The sequence below is a fragment of the Mycolicibacterium obuense genome (assembly GCF_055397605.1).
In genome coordinates this window covers 2,331,441-2,350,032 of record NZ_AP043663.1, presented here as the reverse complement: position 1 = coordinate 2,350,032, position 18,592 = coordinate 2,331,441, and the positions used below count along the sequence as shown (strand labels likewise).

14 protein-coding genes are annotated in these 18,592 nt (G+C 68.6%); 7 read left to right on the top strand and 7 right to left on the bottom strand.

What is annotated here, in order from left to right; translation table 11 throughout:
• Nucleotides 1-7: 7 nt before the first annotated feature.
• Genes ACZ50N_RS11270 through ACZ50N_RS11240 form a run of 7 tightly spaced genes read right to left on the bottom strand, consistent with a single transcriptional unit; the run spans nucleotide 8 to nucleotide 11,175 of the window.
• Nucleotides 8-841: a DUF3097 domain-containing protein gene (locus ACZ50N_RS11270; RefSeq protein ID WP_046365933.1), complete on the bottom strand. Its 834-nt coding sequence runs from the start codon at nucleotides 839-841 to the stop codon at nucleotides 8-10.
• Between the two features lie 58 nt (nucleotides 842-899).
• Nucleotides 900-2,234, bottom strand: coding sequence for an alpha/beta hydrolase family protein (locus ACZ50N_RS11265; protein ID WP_464475382.1), 1,335 nt, complete (start codon nucleotides 2,232-2,234; stop codon nucleotides 900-902).
• Between the two features lie 13 nt (nucleotides 2,235-2,247).
• A complete protein-coding gene (locus ACZ50N_RS11260) occupies nucleotides 2,248-3,333 on the bottom strand; it encodes a zinc-binding metallopeptidase family protein (RefSeq protein WP_048422176.1) in 1,086 nt (361 codons plus the stop codon).
• Entirely contained in the window at nucleotides 3,326-4,237 is a 912-nt protein-coding gene (locus ACZ50N_RS11255) for a transglutaminase family protein (RefSeq protein ID WP_464475381.1), read from the bottom strand. The genes ACZ50N_RS11260 and ACZ50N_RS11255 overlap by 8 nt, the downstream gene beginning before the upstream one ends.
• On the bottom strand, nucleotides 4,234-6,867 hold the full coding sequence (locus tag ACZ50N_RS11250) for a circularly permuted type 2 ATP-grasp protein (RefSeq protein WP_464475380.1): 2,634 nt from the start codon (nucleotides 6,865-6,867) through the stop codon (nucleotides 4,234-4,236). Before ACZ50N_RS11250 ends, ACZ50N_RS11255 begins: the two co-directional genes overlap by 4 nt.
• A complete protein-coding gene (locus tag ACZ50N_RS11245; protein ID WP_464475379.1) occupies nucleotides 6,867-10,199 on the bottom strand; it encodes a transglutaminase family protein in 3,333 nt (1,110 codons plus the stop codon). Before ACZ50N_RS11245 ends, ACZ50N_RS11250 begins: the two co-directional genes overlap by 1 nt.
• A 43-nt stretch (nucleotides 10,200-10,242) precedes the next feature.
• Complete coding sequence (locus ACZ50N_RS11240; RefSeq protein WP_073683799.1) at nucleotides 10,243-11,175, bottom strand: DUF389 domain-containing protein; 933 nt, start codon at nucleotides 11,173-11,175, stop codon at nucleotides 10,243-10,245.
• Between the two features lie 197 nt (nucleotides 11,176-11,372).
• On the opposite strand from ACZ50N_RS11240, the gene ACZ50N_RS11235 reads away from it, so the two are divergent.
• Genes ACZ50N_RS11235 through ACZ50N_RS11205 form a run of 7 tightly spaced genes read left to right on the top strand, consistent with a single transcriptional unit; the run spans nucleotide 11,373 to nucleotide 18,586 of the window.
• Entirely contained in the window at nucleotides 11,373-12,167 is a 795-nt protein-coding gene (locus ACZ50N_RS11235) for a DeoR/GlpR family DNA-binding transcription regulator (protein ID WP_046363956.1), read from the top strand.
• Nucleotides 12,164-13,645, top strand: coding sequence for an FGGY-family carbohydrate kinase (locus ACZ50N_RS11230; protein WP_464475378.1), 1,482 nt, complete (start codon nucleotides 12,164-12,166; stop codon nucleotides 13,643-13,645). Before ACZ50N_RS11235 ends, ACZ50N_RS11230 begins: the two co-directional genes overlap by 4 nt.
• Before the next feature lie 14 nt (nucleotides 13,646-13,659).
• Nucleotides 13,660-14,985, top strand: coding sequence for an ABC transporter substrate-binding protein (locus tag ACZ50N_RS11225; RefSeq protein ID WP_464475377.1), 1,326 nt, complete (start codon nucleotides 13,660-13,662; stop codon nucleotides 14,983-14,985).
• A gap of 54 nt (nucleotides 14,986-15,039) precedes the next feature.
• Nucleotides 15,040-15,903: a carbohydrate ABC transporter permease gene (locus ACZ50N_RS11220; RefSeq protein ID WP_464475376.1), complete on the top strand. Its 864-nt coding sequence runs from the start codon at nucleotides 15,040-15,042 to the stop codon at nucleotides 15,901-15,903.
• Nucleotides 15,900-16,715 (top strand): carbohydrate ABC transporter permease, encoded by an 816-nt coding sequence (locus ACZ50N_RS11215; protein ID WP_464475375.1) that lies wholly within the window; start codon nucleotides 15,900-15,902, stop codon nucleotides 16,713-16,715. The genes ACZ50N_RS11220 and ACZ50N_RS11215 overlap by 4 nt, the downstream gene beginning before the upstream one ends.
• Before the next feature lie 10 nt (nucleotides 16,716-16,725).
• Nucleotides 16,726-17,790: an ABC transporter ATP-binding protein gene (locus tag ACZ50N_RS11210; RefSeq protein ID WP_464475374.1), complete on the top strand. Its 1,065-nt coding sequence runs from the start codon at nucleotides 16,726-16,728 to the stop codon at nucleotides 17,788-17,790.
• A 25-nt stretch (nucleotides 17,791-17,815) separates the two neighbouring features.
• A complete protein-coding gene (locus ACZ50N_RS11205; RefSeq protein WP_464475373.1) occupies nucleotides 17,816-18,586 on the top strand; it encodes an SDR family NAD(P)-dependent oxidoreductase in 771 nt (256 codons plus the stop codon).
• The last annotated feature ends 6 nt before the right edge of the window (nucleotides 18,587-18,592 follow it).

Genomic DNA, 18,592 nt, shown 5'->3' with positions numbered 1-18,592 from the left:
TCCCTGCTTACACGGGTGCGGTGACGAAGTCGATCAGCTCCTCGACGCGGCCGATCAGCTCGGGCTCCAGGTCGGTCCAGTCCCTGACCCGGCCGCGGATCCTCTGCCACGCGGCCGCGATGTCGGCCTGGTCGCGATGCCGCCATCCCAGGGCCTCGCACACGCCGTGCTTCCAGTCCTGCCCCTTGGGCACCACCGGCCACTGCGCGATTCCGAGCCGCGCGGGCTTGACGGCCTCCCAGATGTCGATGAACGGATGGCCGACCACGAGCGTGTGCTCACCGCCGGGGCCGCGGCGGACCTGCTCGGCGATGCGCGCCTCCTTCGAACCGGCCACCAGGTGGTCGACCAGAACCCCGAGGCGTCGGCCGGGGCCGGGCCGGAAGTCGGCGACGATCGCCGCGAGATCGTCGACGCCGCCCAGGTATTCGACGACGACGCCCTCGATGCGCAGGTCCTCACCCCACACCTGCTCGACGAGCTCGGCGTCGTGCCGGCCCTCGACGTAGATACGGCTCGCGAGGGCGACTTTCGCACGCGCTCCTGCGACGGCGACCGAGCCCGATGCGGTGCGCGTCGGCGCTGCGGCCGCAGCCTTCTTGGGCGCGGTCAGGATCACGGGCTTGCCGTCGATCAGGTAGCCCGGCCCGACCGGGAACGGTTTGGTACGGCCGTGCCGGTCTTCGAGGGTCATGCGGCCGTACTCGACCCGCACCACCGCCCCGACGAAGCCGGTGGCCGCATCCTCGACGACCATCCCGATCTCGATCGGCTGCTCGGTCGAGCGGGGCTTTCGGTGCGGGTTCTGCGCCAGGATGTCGGCGCCGTAACGATCGGCCACCCGGTGATCGTAGGGACCGGTTAGGGCCAGGTGGCCGACCCTCGTGCCGCGTGTTGCCTCACGCCGCTCCCAGGCGCTGCCGCAGCCAGTTCTGGGAGTGATCCAGCCACTGCCGGTAGTGCCCCATGGCGCAGTGGTCGTCGTTCGGGTAGAGCAGCAGCGTCGCATCGGGCGCGGCACCGGCGAGGTCGACGGTGTCCTGAGTGCTCAGCAGTGTGTCGTGAGTGCCGTTGATCGCCAACAGTGGAATCGTGATGTCGGCGTAGCGATCTCTGATCGACAGCCGACGCAGGGCGCGCACGAGCGCGATCGGGTTGGAGACACCAAGAGTCTGCGCCAACGCGTGGATGATGACGTCGGGCATACCGAAGCCGCCACGGAACGAGCGGTGGGTCGGCGCGCCGCACGCGACCGCACATGCGAGGCGAGAGTCGTTGGCGGCCATGCGCGCTGCCCAGTACCCCCCGAAACTGACTCCCACCATCGCGATGCGATCGGGGTAGAGGCGGTCGTCGGCGACGAGGCGGTCGACGACAGCGCGGTAGATCGCCTCGGAACGGACGCTCATCGGCGTGGTGTAGGCGTAGCTGCCCGGCATCTCCATCAGGAACGTCGCCAATCCTGCGGCCCGGTAGCGCAACAGCGCCACGGCGAGCTCCTGGACGGTTCCTTCCAACCCATTCGTGGCCAGCACGACCGGATGTGGACCGGGGGTCGTCGGAAGGATCAGCCACCCTCGCACGATCTGACCCTCGCTCGCGGTGACGTCGACCTGCTCGACATGGACGTCGATCGACGGGGCGAGAACCCGGACCAGCACGTCGAACAGCTCTCGGGACCGGTGGTAGGCGGCCATCCGATGGGGATCGTGGCCGGGAAACGCGCTCACCTGGTAGTACGTCAGCGCTTTGACCCAGGCGTCGATCGCGAGGAATGCCTGTGCGGCCCGCCGGTGATCGCCGGCGGCCTGTACGGCGACGAGGTCGTCGATCGCCTGCGCGCTGGGTTGCGGCCCGTGGTCGGCGAACAGGACCGCACCCGGGCTCACAACGTCCCGCAGTGCACCGACCTGGTCGTCGGTGATCGCCGCGGCGTCCTCAAGATCGGGCACGTCGACGTCACCCAGGTCGCGCAGCAGCATGTTGGCTCGCCGGAGATGCTGCGCGGCAATGCAATTCCAGTGATCGCACCATCGATCTGCCCGGAAGGACCGCGCGTGGTCGATCTGGGCGGCGAACTCGACCGGATCGAGACCGCCCATGTTGGCGTAGCGCAGCACGAACAGCCGCGGCAGAAACGGTGCGGCGCCGCGCCGGCGCGCAACGAGGTTCGTGGTGCGGGTGATCGCGCACGCCGTCACCAGGAGCCTGCTCCACACAGTGACCGTGGCCATGCTGATCCCCTGGCTAGCTCAGCTGCTGGCTCTGGTCCTCCATCGGCGCTCCCACCTCGGCGAGTTTGGCTGGGCTGGAGGTGATCTCGTCGATCACGGTGTGGATGAACCGCATCTTCTCCAACACCGGCGCCGGGAGCACGAACGGATAGATGTCCTCTTTGCCCATGGACCGGTTGACCATGTTCAGAGACCAGGCCAGGGGCAGCCACATCTCGATCATCGTGTCGAACCCGCTGGGGCCGAGCGCCCTGCGGTCGAACGTGGCCGCCGCCGGCGCCAAGCCGAACGCTGCGGCGGTGTCCAAGGTGTCGCGGATGTGCAGGTAGTGGGCGAAGGTCTCCGCCCAGTCCTCGGCCGGGTGCATGGTCGCGTACGACGACACGTAGTCGGCCTCCCAGCCGACGGGAGCGCCTTGGCTGTAGTGGCGGTCCAACGCCTCCTGGTAGTCGGCATCGGGATCGCCGAACAGTTCGCGGTACCCCTGCAGATAGGCCTCCGAGGTGCCGATCAGCCGGTACTGGTAGTAGTGACCGATCTCATGACGGAAGTGCCCGAGGAGGGTTCGGTACGGCTCGTCCATCGAGATGCGCAACTGCTCGCGGTGCACATCGTCGCCCTCGGCCAGATCCAGCGTGATGATCCCGTTGTCGTGTCCGGTGAACACCTTCTCGAACTGGCTCGACAGCAGGTCGAAAGCCAGCCCGAACTGCGGGTCCATGTCACGCCCGACGATCGGGAGTTTCAGCTCGTGCAGTTCGGCGATCAGCCGGCGCTTGGCCTTCTCCGCGGCGGCGAACGCGGCCAGCGCGATCGTGTCGGCATCGTTGGGGCGCGTGCGCGTCAGCGCGCACGACACGCACAGCTTGGCGATCGGCCCCTTCTCGACGAGCCAGTTGCACTCGGCCAGATGCAGGTTGGCGCACAGCTGGAAGCGGGTCTCGTCCACCGCGCCGGCATGTTCGCTCTCCGCCGGCGGGGCGATCACCAGCAGCGCCATGTCGTCGAGCGAAAAACCCAGAGCACTACCGCAATTGAGGCAGACCGAGTTTTCGAACGCCAATCGCTGGCCGCAGTTGGGGCAGGTGAAATCACGCACGTGGCGCTCCTTCTTCGTAGGGCGCCACATCGACGGACACGTCGATGGTGCTGCTCTCGGAATCGGTGTAGATGATGCCGCGCAACGGAGGAACGTCAGCGTAGTCACGCCCGAATCCGACGGTGACGTAGCGCTCGTCGACCATCTGATCGTTGGTGGGATCCATGCCGAGCCACACATTCTGTGGCGTCCACACCGACGCCCAGGCGTGCGTCGCGTCGATCCCGACCATGCGTTCCTTTCCGGGCGGCGGATCGGTGGCCAGGTAGCCCGATACATAGCTCGCCGCCAGTCCGTTGGCGCGCAGGCAGGCGATCGCCAGCCGTGCGAAGTCCTGACATACCCCTTCTCGTGCGGCCAAAACCTCGCTCACCTGGGTGGACACGGTGGTCGATCCGGACCGGTAGGTGAAATCGGTGTAGATGCGCGAGGTGAGGTCGGCCAGCACGTCGATCAGCGGCCGGCCCGGGGTGAATGTCGGTGCGGCATACTCGCGCAGCGCGTCGGTGATCTCCGGGGGCGTCAGGTCGAGGGTGAACTCGCTCGCGAGCGCCCCCTCGGAGCCGACCGGCCGGGCGATCTCCCACGGGGCTCGGGCCGACGGCCCCTGGTAGACGTCCGGCGGCGGCGGCGCCACCTCGACGATCGAGCGGCTGGTCACACTCAGGCGCTGATGCGGCCGGGTGACGTGGAAGTAGGAGCTCACGTTGCCCCACCCGTCGCGGCTGGTCGAACTGTCGGCCGCCTCCGGATCGAGGACGAGTTCGTGGGACAGACACCGTTGCCGTGCCGAGTCCCGCGGAGTGAGAAAACCGCGACCGTAGGAGCTGGTGACGACGTCGGAGTACGTGTACACGGTGCGGTGGGTGATCGCGTACTGGCGGACAGTTTCGCCCCTGCTCATGCCGGCACCACGCGGCGCTCGTGCGGGCCCCACAGCGGCTGCATGTCACCCGGCAGCGCGAGATGCGTCGCGGTGATGAGGTTGGAGAGGTCCCTCAGGGCGGTGTGCAATCCGCTGAGCAACTCGTCGAGCTCCTCCCGGGACCCGTCGGCGGCCACGTCGTCGAGGTCGTCGGGCTCGACGCGACGCAATCGCATCGCGATCTCCTCGACCAGCCGTTCCGGGCGCGAGGACCCCGACGACCCGGGTAGCGACTTCAGATGCGCGCGAAGCCGATCCAGTTGGAACACCAGCGATCTCGGGTTCTCGGCATCGAACAACACCAGCTCGGCCACCCCGGCGACACTGATCGTGCCGGGGTTGCGCCTGCGATAGATCACCAGCGATTCACACACCGAGAGCGTGGATTCGATGACCGTCTGCTCGGCTTCGGGCGGTCGTGCCGTGGTGAGTGTCGCCCGCAGCAGCGCGGTCAGCACCTGCGCCCGCTCGATGCGCTTGCCGATGTCGAGCATCGTCCAGCCGACGTCGTGGACCATGGATTCGGCGATCACCCCCGACAGCGCCAGCAGCCCGGCGAGGGCGACGGTGTTGGTCGAGCTCAGGAACGTCTCCCCCTCGCTCTGCGATTCCGGCGGGCTGTCCCCCGCATGCAGCAGCGTCCGCTCCAACGTGGAGAGCAACATCCAGGTGTCGTTGGACATCTGATCGCGCACCGCACGGGCCGCCGACCCCAGTCGCTCGACCGACTGCGCCAGCGATCCGGGCCGGTGCCGATCAGCGGTCAACGACCACAGCGTCGTCGGCGCGGTGGCCACCATCTCGTGGTGATCGCCCGCGCCGGTGTCGGTTCCGGTGATGTCACCCAATGCGGCCAGAAGTACCGGCACGCACTGGCTGCCGTCCATCGCCTGCCGGCGCCGGAATTCGTGGTACCGCTCCCGGGTCACGGTCAGCAGACGCGCGGTGTGCTCGGCACGTTCGGCGTAGCGACCGATCCAGAACAGGTCCGACAGCACACGCGGCGAGCTGATCTCGTGCGTGGGGCTGGCCGTGATCGGGGCAGGCAGGGCATCATCGGGCGGGGGCACCACCACGGTCTCGGCAGTGACCCGCGCCGGGGTGCGCACCCAGACATCCTTGGCGGCAAGGCTGTTCAGGTCGTAGGCGGCGGAGCCAGGCGCCAACAAGTAGCCGAGCCCACCAATCATCGGCGCGTACCCGCTCCGCTGCGAGACGGTGAACAGCCGCATCCCGACCGGCGACAACGACAATCCGCCGGGCAGGTAATCGGCTGGGGCCGAGGAGAACTCGGGCAGCTCCTGGCCCACCCACTGCCACGGGGTGGCCGCGATGCGCGCCGCCAAGGCCTCGCGGCTTCGCGCCGACAGATCAGGGCCGACGATCGGCTCGCCGCCGGCGACCGGCCGGATCAGCAAAGACGACAGATGCGTCAGCAGATGGGAACGTTCGACATCGATGCCGCCCCAGTACATCGGCACGGTCGGCAGCAGCGGGGTCTCGCCGAGAAGCGCTTCGGCCAGAGCGGGCAGGAAGCGCATCACACCCGGGCTTTCCAGCACCCCGCTGCCGAGCGTGTTGACCACCGTCACCGCGCCGCGGCGCAGCACCTCCACCAGACCCACCACACCCAGCCGCGAATCAGCCCGCAGGTCCAGTGGATCGGCGTAGGCCGCGTCGACCCGGCGCAGCACCACGTCGACGCGCTTGAGCGTGCCCATCGACCGCATCCACAGCTTGCCGTCCCGCACCACCAGATCCGCACTCTCGACCAGCGGCACGCCGAGCACGCCGGCGAGGTACGCCTGGTCGAACGCCGTCTCGGAGTGGATGCCCGGGCTGAGCACCACCACGGTCGGCTCCTCAGCCGATTCGGGTGCGGCGTCGACGAGGGCCAGCCGTAACGCCTGCGCCCACGGCGACGCCGGCTGCGGCCCGATCTGCTCGTAGAGATCCGGGATCGCGTGCGCGATGACGCGGCGATCAGCCAGTGCGTAACCCGCCCCCGACGGGGCCTGCGTCCAGTCGGCGTTGACGACAAACTCGCCGGAGCCGGCCCGGCTGATGTCGCAGCCGTGCAGGAACAGCTGATGCCTGCCCGGGATCTCGATGTTCTGCGCGGCACGCACATACCCCTGGTGAGCGAACAGCAGCTGTGGCGGGAGGACGCCGCCGGTGATGAGGCGCCGTTCGCCGTACAGGTCGGTCAGCACGGCGTCGAGGAGTCGCGAGCGCTGCACCAGGCCGGCTTCCACGCGATTCCAGTCGGCAGCCGAGACGATCAGCGGCAGGGCATCGAGTTGCCACGGGCCGGGCATCCCGGACTCGTCGCCGCTCCCGCTGTAGGTGATGCCGTCGTTGTCGACGAGGTCACGCACCACCGCGCGCAGTCGGTCGAGCCCTGCCCTGCCGCGGTCGGTGACGCATTCCGCCAGCTCGTGCCAATCGGCCCTGATTTGTCCTGCGGCGTCGAACAATTCGTCGTACCCGCTGACCGGTGCGCCCACCCCGTTGCGCACGTCGAACAGAGTCTGCTGAGCGCGCATCGCCGCATAGGGCACCAGCGGATCGTCGTGGCTGGGTGAATCCAGTCCGCTCGGTAGGGCCATCAGGAGAGCACGGTACGCACTCGCCGCATGTCGAGGATCCCCGGCGCGCCCACATCGGTGGATTGGCGGGCCTGCTTCTCGCGCAGACTCTGCAGATCCACCGCCCCGGCGGTGAAACCGGTGGCCTCGAAGCGGCGTCCCCGGCGGGACTCGGCTTCCACGGCGTTGACCGGCGGGGTGTCGTAGGAGCGCCCGCCGGGGTGCGACACGTGGTAGGTGCAGCCGCCGCGGGCCACGCCGGCGGCGGTGTCGACCAATTCGAAGCGCAGCGGCCCGTCCACGGTGATCGTGGGATGCAGCGCACTCGGCGGCTGCCAGGCCCGGTAGCGCACGCCGCCGACCTGGACGTCCGGATTGTCGGTCGCCAGCAGCGGAATCGGGTGACCGTTGACGGTGACCACGAAGCGCTGCCGATCGGCGCCGATCAGCCGGACCTGCAGGCGTTCCACCGAGGAATCGACGTAGCGCGCGGTGCCGCCGGCGGTGGCCTCCTCACCGAGGACGTTCCACGGTTCGATGGCGCCGCGCAGTTCGATCTCCACGCCCCCGAACACAGCGGTGCCGATGCGCGCGAAGCGGAACTCGGTGAACGGGTCCAGCCAGCTGGTGTCGAACTCGATGCCGTGGTCGCGCAGGTCGGCGGCGACCTCGGCGATGTCTTGAATGATGAAGTGCGGCAACAGGTATCGACCATGCAAGTTGGCGCCGTGGCGGATCAGCGGAGCGCGCAGCGGCTTCTCCCAGAAGCGTGCGACCAGTGCACGCACCAGCAGGGACTGCACCATCGCCATCTGCGGATGCGGCGGCATCTCGAAGCCACGCAACTCCAGCAGGCCGAGGCGGCCGCGCGCACTGTCGGGGCTGTAGAGCTTGTCGATGCAGAATTCGGCGCGGTGGGTGTTGCCGGTGATGTCGGTGAGAAGGTGCCGCAACGCGCGATCCACGATCCACGCGCGCGCACCGTCACCGTCGTCGTCGTCAACACCGCCCGTCGCCAGCCGGGCGATCTCGGCGAACGCGATCTCCAGCTCGTAGAGCGATTCGGGGCGACCCTCGTCCACCCGGGGCGCCTGCGACGTCGTGCCGATGAAGCGCCCGGAGAACAGGTATGACAGCGAAGGATGGCGCTGCCAATAGGTCAGCAGGGACACCAGCAGGTCGGGCCGGCGTAGCAGCGGCGAGTCCGCGGGGGTGATACCGCCGAGGGTGATGTGGTTCCCGCCACCCGTACCGCCATGAGTGCCGTCGACGTCGAAGGATTCGGTGGACAACCGGGCCAGCCGAGCGTGGGCGTAGAGCGTCTCGAGCTGGTCTCGTTGCTCGGCGAAGCTGGCCGTCGGCGCGACATTGACCTCGATGACACCCGGATCGGGGGTGATCGTCATCGACTGCAGCCGCGGATCGGCAGGCGGCCCGTACCCCTCGATCACCAGTGGGCAGCCCACCGCGGCCGCCCCCGCCTCGATGCGCTCGACCAGATCGACGAAGTGGTCGAGCTCCTCGGTGGGCGGCAGGAACACGTAGAGGATGCCGTCGCGGATCTCGGCCACCAACGCGGTGGTCGGCACCGCGTCGGCGTCGGTGATCTCGGCGGACTCCTTCTGGCCCGCCCGCAGCGGACCGGTCTCGCGGGTGGGGTCGGCCTCGGCGCGCTGCGGCGGCGGCTGCCAGCTGATGGAGGTCAGCGGTAGCCGCAAGCCCGCGGGAGAGTCACCCTCGGACAACACGATCCGTCCTCGTCGCAGCGTCCAGTCCGCGCTGGCCCAGCCGGCGTCGTCGTCGCGGCGGTGCAGCGGCAGGACGAACGCGGCAGGTTTGGTGACCGAATCGTCGAGCCTGGTCAGCAGCTGCGCCCTCGCCCACGCGCTGTCGGCCGCCAGATCGTCGCCCTCGGCGACCGCCTGCCCGGCAGGTCGGCGCACCGCCGCCGCCAGCCGGCTCAGCGGATCCTCGAAGGCGGGCCGGACCTGACTGCGCGGCAGCCCGAAGTCGTCGGCGATCTCTCCCAGCAGCTTCTGCGGAGCCTCGGGGTCGATCTCTGCGCCGTTCGGCTGGTCGGACCACGGGTCGGCCAGCAGCGCCGGCTCGCGCCACAGCGGTTCGCCGTCGGCTCGCCACAGCAGCGCGATCTGCCAGCGCGGCAACGGCTCTCCGGGGTACCACTTGCCCTGACTGCGCTGCACGAGACCCTGTGGCGCCCACACCGCCTTGAGCCGCGCCGCCAGGTCCGAGGCGCGCTGACGCTTATGCGGTCCGTCGGCGTCGGTGGTCCACTCCGGGTCCGTCTGGTTGTCGATCGACACGAATGTCGGTTCGCCGCCCACGGTGAGCCGGACGTCACCTGCGGCCAGTCGGTCGTCGACGCGGTGGCCGAGTGCGTTGATCGCCGCCCAGGCCGCCTCGGTGTAGGGCAGCGTGACGCGCGGGTCCTCGTGCACCCGGGTGACGACGTTGCTGAACTCCAGCGTGGTCTCGCACGGTTCGGTGGCACCGGTGATCGGGGCCGCCGACTCCGGGTGCGGGGTGGCCGACAGCGGGATGTGACCCTCGCCGGCGAACAGGCCCGAGGTGGGGTCGAGTCCGATCCAGCCGGCGCCGGGGATGTAGACCTCGGTCCACGCGTGCAGATCGGTGAAATCCGCGGCCGGGCCGGACGGACCGTCGAGCGCCTCGACGTCGGACGTGAGCTGGACCAGATAGCCGGACACGAAGCGGGCGGCCAGGCCCATCTGACGCAGGATCGAGACGAGCAACCACGCCGAGTCGCGGCACGAGCCGATGCCGGTGCGCAAGGTGGTGTCCGGTGTCTGCACACCGGGTTCGAGCCGGACGCTGTAGCCGACGTCGGCGTTGACGGCGCGATTCAGCGCCACCAGGAAGTCGATGGTGCGGGTGTCGGGCGCCACCGAGAAGTTGTCCACCCACGCCTCGACCAGGTCACCGGGTCCGGAGCCGGCGTGCTCCTCGTCGACCGGCCGCAGATAGGGCTTGAGATCCTCGGCCAGCGCGCGCGGATACGTGAAGCCCACCGTCTCGGCGTAGTCCTCGATGAAGAAGTCGAACGGGTTGATCACCTTGAGGTCGGCGATGAGCCCGACGGTGATCGTCAGGCTGCGGGCCCGGGTGGGGAAGACGAGCCGGGCCATGAAGTTGCCGAAAGCGTCCTGCTGCCAGTTGACGAAGTGGTCGGCGGGTTCGACGGTGAGCGAGTACGCCTCGATCGGCGTACGCGAGTGCGGGGCCGGCCGCAGCCGGACCACGTGCGGGAACACCTCTACCAGCCGATCGAATGTGTAGCTGGTGCGATGTTCGAGGGCGACTTTGATCCCCATAGCGCTAGATCCCACCACACCCCATGCAGCGCCGCAGGTTGCGTCAGGTCTGCGCGCGGCGCGGAATGAGGTTGGCGCGCGGGCGAAGCACCAGCATCGTCACGCACGCGATCACGATGCCGATGAGGTTGACCGCGAGCTGGGTGGCCGAGCGGGCGGCCATCCCCCAGTCGCCCAGCACCCCTGCGACCGCGGTGAAACCCGCCGCGGGCACCGTCGTGACGGAGATGAACACCCCGACGAGTGCTGCTGATTTCGCCGACACGAGCGACAGCATGCCTGCGGCGCCGGCCAGCAGCGCCACCACGAACGAGATGGGCCCGACCTGGAAGATGAAGTCCACGTTGTCGAGGTCGCGCATCGAATCGAGGTCGACCCAGCCCACCGCGTGCGCAGCCATGGTCAGCAGCGCCGTGACACCCATCGCGATCGGGAACCCGACCAGCAGCGCGATCGCCGCCCGCCGGGCGAGATCCGGTCTGCGCTGCACGATCGCCACCGACACCGCCGCCAACGGCCCGAACTCCGGTCCCAGCACCATGGCGCCGACGACCGTCACCATCGAGTCGGTGACCGCACCGACGGCGGCCAACAGACACGCGAGGGTGAGGAAGAGCACGAAGGTCACCGACAGCGTGGACTCCTCGCGCGTGCGGGCGATGAGTTCGTCCCACACCACCGCGTCGGCGGGATCCCCCTCCGCGTCGTCCTCGGCTTCGTGCGCGCGGGTGGACAGCACCGTGTCGAGGACGGTCAGCAGGATGGCCCCTCGATGCTGGGCGTCGAGGTCTTTGAGGGCCTTGATGACGTCGTTGGCGCATTCTCGGGCGATCACCGCGGTGATCTCGTCTCCCCCAGATGGTTCCACGGCCGCCCCGGGGTGGATCAGGATGTGCGCGACGCCGACCTGGCGGCGCAGCACGGCCACCACGTCGTCTCGCATGTCCGCGGGCACGATGACGCGCAAGTCCAGCACCGGCGCCAGTTAACAGGCGTCGGGCCGCCGCCGGATCTGGTTGGAGACAATTCGCCGCTAAGTGTGGCGAGTACACAGATCTTTGTTATAGATTCACACGACAGTGAGCTTTCACCGCGAACCGCCACCTCGATCGGGAGATTGTCTGTGAATTTTGAACAGAACGCGGTGGGGCTGTCGGAGGTGTCCCCGTGGATGTGAAGTCCCGGCGCGACTTCATCGAGCAGCGGGTCCGCGCGGCCCGCGAGATCACCTACGCCGAGCTGGCCACCGAATTCGACGTCTCGGAGATGACGATCCGTCGCGATGTCGAGGCCCTCGAGGCGAGCGGCGTGGTGCGGCGGGTGGTCGGTGGTGCGATCGCCCTGCAGGGCAAGGACACTGAGCCGTCGTTCGCCACACGCATGGCCGATGCCGCGCAGGAGAAGATCCACATCGCCGATGTCGTCGCTGATCTGATCGGCGTCAACGAGACGCTGATCCTGGACTCCGGCAGCACCGCTCTGGCCGTGGCGAACTCGCTACGCGGACGTGGACTCGGTCTGACCGTCGTGACGCCGAGCGTGCTGGCCGCACTCGCACTCGTCGACGAACCGGACACGACGGTGGTGCTCACCGGCGGCGAATTACGGTCCGGCGAGCTGAGTTTGATCGGGGCTGCCGCCGAGGACACGCTGGCCAACTACAACTGCGACACCTATGTGATGGGCGTGGCCGGTATCGACGGAGAGCGCGGCATCTCCGACTACCACCAGGCCGAGAGCCGGGTCAAACGGGCGGCCAGCCGGCGCGCCGACCGGGTGATCGTCGCCGCCGACAAATCGAAGCTCGGTCGCGTCACCTTCGTCAGCATCACCACGCTCGCCAGCGTCGCGATCATCGTCAGCGACGGTCCGCCGGAGCATCCCGCGCTGGTCGCCGCCCGTGACGCCGGCGTCGAGGTGATCTGTGTGAGCGCCCACGAGGACGCGACGGCGGCGGGGGCCCCATGACCCGCTACACCATCGGCATCGACGTCGGCACCACCGGAACCAAGACCGTGTTGCTCGACACCGAGAGCGGCATCGTCGCGACCGCCACGCGCGAGACGGCCCTGCACTCCCCCGCCCCCGGATACGCAGAAGCCGACACCGGACAGTGGCACCGCAACGTCGTCGAGTCGATCCGCGAGGTGGTGCAGGCTTCCGGCGTCCCGGCCGAGCAGGTGGGCGCGCTGGCGACCTCCGGCATGGTGCCCGCCGTCGTCCCCGTCGACGACGCGGGCCGCCCGCTGCGTCACGCCATCCTGCAGAACGACGCCCGCGCCCACCGCGAAGTGACCGGTCTGGCCGCCGCACTCGCCGACACCGACCTGGTGCACCTGACCGGGTCGGCCCTGACCCAGCAGTCGGTGGCACCGACCACGGTGTGGCTGCGCGATCACGAGCCCGAGATCTCTGCGCGCACAGCGCACTGGGTGGGCTCCTACGACTGGGTGCTGACAGCGCTGGGCGCACCCGTGCACGTCGAAGAGAACTGGGCGATCGAATCAGGACTGTTCACCCTCGACGGACAACTCGCCGAGATGGTGCTCGCCGCAGCGAAACTCGATCCCACGACGCTGCCACCGGTGCGGCGCCCCGGCACCCCGGTCGGTGAACTCAGCTCGACCGCCGCCGAAGCCACCGGACTGCGGGCAGGCACCCCCCTGGTGGTCGGCGGCGCCGATCACGTGCTGTCGGCGTTCGCGGCAGGTGTCAACGGTCCGGGCGATGCACTCGTGAAACTCGGTGGTGCCGGTGACATCCTGGTCGCGAGCCAGACTCCCGTCGTCGACGAGCGCCTGTATCTCGACGCACACCCGGTACCCGGACACTGGCTGCCCAACGGCTGCATGGCCACCAGCGGCAGCCTGATCCGGTGGTTCCAGGCCCTGGTCGGCGGCACCGCACTGACCGATCTCGACGACGAGGCAGGACGCCGAGAACCCTCCCAAGTCCTATGCCTGCCCTACTTTCTCGGCGAGAAGAGCCCGCTGCACGATCCCGACCTCCGCGGAGTGTTCGCCGGCCTGCACCTCGGCCACAGCCGCGCCGACATGTACCGCGCTGTGCTGGAGGCCATCGCCTTCGGGTTCCGCCACCACGTGGACGTCTTCGCCGAGATCGGGATTCCGTTGCACCGCGTGATGATCACCAACGGCGGCTCGAAATCCACCCTGTGGAAGCAGATCCACGCCGACGTCCTCGGCATGGAGATGAATCCTGTGCACGGGCACCCCGGCGCGTCCCTGGGTGCGGCGGTGATCGCGGCGATCGGCGTCGGCGCCCTCGACGACTGGTCCGACGCCGCACGCTTCATCACCCTCGACGAGCCGTACGTCCCCGACCCCGCCCGCACCGAGCGCTACGACGCCGCGTACGCGACATGGCGCGAACTCGGTGACGCACTCACCCCGATCTCGCACTCACTGGCACGCACCACCCGATGAAAGGAGCACTACACATGAGAATCACGCAAACACCCGGCCCCCGGCGGCGGGGCCGTACCGTTCGCTCCGTCGCCGTCGCCCTGCTCGCCGTTCTCGCCCTGATGCTCTCCGCGTGCGCGGGCAGCGGGGGCCCGGAACAGTCGCAGGCCACCGGCACCGGCGAGGTGGCCAAAGACACCTCGGGCACCGTCCGCATCCTGATGGAGAACGTGCCCGACACCGACATCGTCAAATCGATGGTGGCCGACTTCAACAAGAGCTTCCCCGACATCAAGGTCGACATCGAGTCGCTGACCTATGACCAGATGCGCGACAAGCTGGTGTCCTCGTTCCAGTCGTCGGCACCGAACTACGACCTGATCGTCGTCGACAACCCGTGGATGGTCGACTTCGCCAACGCGAAGTTCCTGCAGCCGCTCGACGCGCGCATCGACAGCACCCCGGACTACGACGCCGCCGACTTCTTCAAGCCCCTGACCGACATCACCACCGTCGACGGCGTGCGCTACGGCGTGCCGTTCTACAACTACGCGCTCGGATACCTGTACAACGCAGACGATCTCGCGGCCGCCAAAAAGCAGGTGCCCACCGACCTCGACCAGTTGGTCAGTGTCAGCAAGGCGCTCAAGACCCCGGAGCGCGCCGGCATCGCGATGCAGCCGCAGCGCGGCTACAAGATCTTCGAGGAGTGGGGCAACTGGCTCTTCGCCGCGGGTGGCTCCATCTACGGCGCCGACGGCAAGGTCAGCCTCAACACCCCCGAGGCGAAGCGCGCGCTCGAGGCCTACATCGACACCTACAAGACCGCGGCGCCGGCCAACAGCCTGAACTGGAGCATGGACGAGGCGCAGCGGTCGGTGTCGGCCAACCAGTCGGCGTCGATGATCAACTACAACTGGCAGCTGCCCGCGATCAACGAGCCCGGCTCGGGACCGGCCGCCGGCAAGGTCAAGCTGGCCCCGATCCCCGGCGGCAAGCAGGTGCTGGGTTCGTGGAGCTGGGCGATCCCCGCCAACTCCGCGAGCTCCGACGCGGCGTGGGCCTTCGCGTCGTGGATCACCGCCAAGCCCAACGACGTCACCCGCGTCGAGAACGGTGGGGCCGCGATCCGCAAGAGCACGCTCTCCGATCCCGCTGTGCTGCAGGGCAAATTCGGTGCCGATTACTACAAGACGGTCGAGCAGCTGCTCGCCAACTCGGCGCCGTTGAGCCAGGGGCCCAGCGGTGAGGAAATGATCCAGGCCGTCGGCACCGAACTGAACGAGGCCGTGGCCGGTACCAAGAGCGTCGATGACGCGCTGGCCGCCGCCCAGGCCGCGGCCGAGAAGATCCAGGGCTAGCCGGGCCCCGAAGAGCCGGAAGCCGACCACCCCACGAAAGGAGCGCAGACCACCGTGAAATTCGCTCATGGCATGGTCACCCCCCTCGTCGCCCTTTTCGTCGGGGTGGTCGGTTTCCCCCTCGGCTACGCCGCGTACCTGTCGGTCACCGACTACAAGCTCACCGACCGCGGCGCGCCGAAGATCGTCGGCGCCGAGAACTACGCCGCCACCTTCGGCGACGCCGCCTTCTGGCATGCATTCGGCACCACCGCGCTGTTCGTCGCGGTGGCCGTCGGAATGGAGTTGATCCTCGGCCTGGCAATTGCCTTGGCATTGCAGAAGCAGCGATGGGTGCGCGATCTCACCCGGTCGATGCTGCTGGCACCGATGTTCATCACCCCCATCGCGGTCGGGCTCACGTTCCGCTTCCTGCTCAACGACCAGATCGGGGCGATCCCGGAGCTGCTGCGCGCGTTCGGCATCTCCTATGACTTCTTCGGGCCCGGGCGGGCGCTGTTCACGATCGCCTTCATCGACGTCTGGCAGTGGACACCGTTCATGGTGCTGCTGCTCCTCGCCGGCCTGGAATCGATTCCGCGCGAGCCGATGGACGCCGCGCGGGTCGACGGTGCGGGCGCCTTCTACGTGTTGCGCCGAGTGACGCTGCCGCTGCTGGCGCCGGTTCTGGTCGTGGCGATCCTGCTGCGCTGTCTGGATGCGATGAAGGTGTTCGAGTACGTGTTCGCGACCACCCGCGGCGGCCCGGGCACCGAAACCGAGACCCTGCAGTACTTCATCTACCAGACCGGTATCCAGTTCTTCCGGCTCGGATCGGCGTCGTCGATGGCGTTCGTGGTGCTGGTGGTGGTGCTGGCGGTCATCGTGGTCGCGTTCCGCCGCATGGACCGGGCCCGAGAGAGGACTCAGACGCGATGAGCCGCTTCTCACTCCTCGGGGTGCTGCGGGTCGCGCTGCTGTGGGCGGCCGGCATCACCGTCGCGTTCCCACTACTGTGGATCGCGCTGGCCAGCGTGAAAACCCCTGCGCAGCTCGATGATCCGTTCCTGCTGAGCTTCGCCCCGACATTCGCGAGCTGGCGCAACGTGCTGGCTTCGGACATCCTCGGCGCGGCGGGACGCAGCGCTCTGGTCGCGTTCGTGACCGTCGGCATCAGCGTCGTGGTCGGCAGCATGGGCGCCTACGCCATCGCCAGGTTCCGGGCCGGCGGCACCCTGACCCGGTTCGGGATGCTCGCCGCACAGGTGCTGCCGCCGGCGGTTCTGGTGTTCCCGTTCCTGACCATGGCCTACGCGCTGCGGCTGACCGACACCCTGGTTCCGGTGATCTTCGCGCATCTGAGTTTCGTTCTGCCCGTGGTCACCTGGTTCCTGATCGGGTTCTTCGAGGCGGTGCCGCGCTCCCTGGAGGAGCAGGCGCAGGTCGACGGCTTCACCCGGTTCGCCGCGTTCCGGTTGGTGGTGCTCCCCCAGGTGCTCCCCGGCATCGGCGCCTCGGCGATCTTCGGGTTCACGCTGTCGTGGAACGACCTGTTCTACGGCCTCATCCTGGCGCCGGGCAAGGCGGCGATCCTGCCGGTGGCCATCGCCGGATTCAACACGTTCCGCGGAGTTCAGATCGGCTCGATGAGCGCGGCGATCCTGATCGCGGTCATCCCCGTCGTCGTGGCGAGCTTCTTCATCCAGCGCAGGTTGGTGCAGGGCATCAGCGGCGGCGCGGTGAAGTTCTAGGAAGGCATCTATGGCGAATGTCCGCTTCTCCGGCGTCACCAAGGCGTACGGAAACACGTCGGTGGTCAGCGATCTCGACCTCGAGCTGCCTGATGGCTCGTTCACCGTGCTGGTCGGCCCCTCGGGCTGCGGCAAGTCGACGTCACTGCGCATGCTCGCAGGACTGGAGACCGTCACGTCGGGCACCATCACGATCGGCGAGCGCGACGTCACCCACCTGCAGCCACGCGACCGCGACATCGCGATGGTGTTCCAGAACTACGCGCTCTACCCGCACCTGACCGTCGCGGAGAACATCGCGTTCCCGCTGCGGGCCACCCGCACGCCCCGCCGCGAGGCGCTCACGCGCGCCGGCGAGGTCGCCGAATCACTCGGCCTGGACAAGCTGTTGTCCCGCAAGCCCAAAGATCTCAGCGGCGGCCAGCAGCAGCGGGTCGCGATCGGCCGGGCCATCATTCGAGAGCCGTCGGTGTTCCTGTTCGACGAGCCGCTGTCCAACCTCGACGCGAAGCTGCGCGTGGAGACCAGGACCGAGCTCCTGCAGATCCAGCGGCGGCTGGGGATCACGTCGGTGTACGTGACCCACGATCAGGAAGAGGCGATGACGCTCTCGGACCGGATGGTGGTGATGCGTGACGGCCACATCGCCCAGCAGGGCCCACCGCAGGAGGTCTACACACAGCCCGCCGACACCTTTGTCGCCACGTTCGTCGGCAGCCCGAAGATGAACCTGCTCGACGGTCAATTCCGGGGTCGGGATTTCCTGCTGGCCAACGGCTTTACGCTGACCACCGATCAGGCCGGCGCCGCCGGCCAGCTGACACTCGGCGTGCGACCCGACGATCTGCAGCTCGCCGTGACCGACTCGGACACTGCAGCCGCGGCCCGCGTGACGCTGATCGAGAACCTCGGCCCCCGCGCCATCGTCACGATCGACGCACGCGGCACCGAGATCACCGCCGTCGTCGAGGGTCCCGCGCTCGCGGGTATCGCCGAGGGCACCCCGGTCGCCCTGTCCGTACGTCCGGGAGCCACCCACCTTTTCGACGCCGCCACCGGGCAGCGAACCGTTTAGAGACACGAGAGGAACACAACACCTGATGAGCAGAACCGTCGTGGTGACCGGCGCAGGCTCGGGCATCGGCCGTGCGATCGCCGGCGAACTCGCGCAGCGGGATTGGCGGGTGATCGTCACCGACCTCGATGCCGACGCCGCCGCGGAGGTGGCCGGCGCGCTGCCCGACCCCGATGCCGGACACGAGTCCGCCGCACTCGACGTCACCGACGCGGCCGCCGCGGCCGCGCTGGCTGCCGACGTCGCCGAACGGCTCGGTCTGCACGCCTGGGTGAGCAACGCCGGCATCTCGTTCATGCACCGTTTCCTCGACGCACCCGTCGAGCGCTACGAGCAGACGATGGCGGTGAACCTCAAGGGCGTGTTCGTCTGCGGTCAGGCCGCGGCCCGGGAGATGGTGCGGACCGGGGTGGCAGGCGCGATCGTCAACACCGCCTCGATGGCCGGCAAGCAGGGGCGCGTGCCCTACCTGTCGGATTACGTCGCCTCCAAGTTCGGGGTCGTCGGCCTCACCCAGGCGATGGCCTACGAGCTGGGCGAACACGGCATCACCGTCAACTGCGTGTGCCCGGGTTACGTCGAAACACCCATGCAGTCACGCGAATTGGAGTGGGAAGCGCAGCTGCGCGGCACCACGCCCGACGGGGTGCGCGACATGATGCTCGCCGACACCCCGCTGGGCAGGCTCGAACAACCCGAGGACGTCGCGCGGGCGGTCGCGTTCCTGCTCTCCGACGACGCCCGTTTTATCACCGGGGAAGCGCTGGCCGTCAACGGCGGCGCCTACATGGACTGAGACCCC

Excerpts from the sequence above, each read along its gene's own strand:
- ACZ50N_RS11225 (WP_464475377.1), top strand. The coding sequence starts at position 13,660 with ATGAGAATCACGCAAACACCCGGCCCCCGGCGGCGGGGCCGTACCGTT.
- ACZ50N_RS11250 (WP_464475380.1), bottom strand. The coding sequence starts at position 6,867 with ATGGCCCTACCGAGCGGACTGGATTCACCCAGCCACGACGATCCGCTG.
- ACZ50N_RS11265 (WP_464475382.1), bottom strand. The coding sequence starts at position 2,234 with ATGGCCACGGTCACTGTGTGGAGCAGGCTCCTGGTGACGGCGTGCGCG.
- ACZ50N_RS11255 (WP_464475381.1), bottom strand. The coding sequence starts at position 4,237 with ATGAGCAGGGGCGAAACTGTCCGCCAGTACGCGATCACCCACCGCACC.
- ACZ50N_RS11210 (WP_464475374.1), top strand. The coding sequence starts at position 16,726 with ATGGCGAATGTCCGCTTCTCCGGCGTCACCAAGGCGTACGGAAACACG.
- ACZ50N_RS11245 (WP_464475379.1), bottom strand. The coding sequence starts at position 10,199 with ATGGGGATCAAAGTCGCCCTCGAACATCGCACCAGCTACACATTCGAT.
- ACZ50N_RS11205 (WP_464475373.1), top strand. The coding sequence starts at position 17,816 with ATGAGCAGAACCGTCGTGGTGACCGGCGCAGGCTCGGGCATCGGCCGT.
- ACZ50N_RS11215 (WP_464475375.1), top strand. The coding sequence starts at position 15,900 with ATGAGCCGCTTCTCACTCCTCGGGGTGCTGCGGGTCGCGCTGCTGTGG.
- ACZ50N_RS11230 (WP_464475378.1), top strand. The coding sequence starts at position 12,164 with ATGACCCGCTACACCATCGGCATCGACGTCGGCACCACCGGAACCAAG.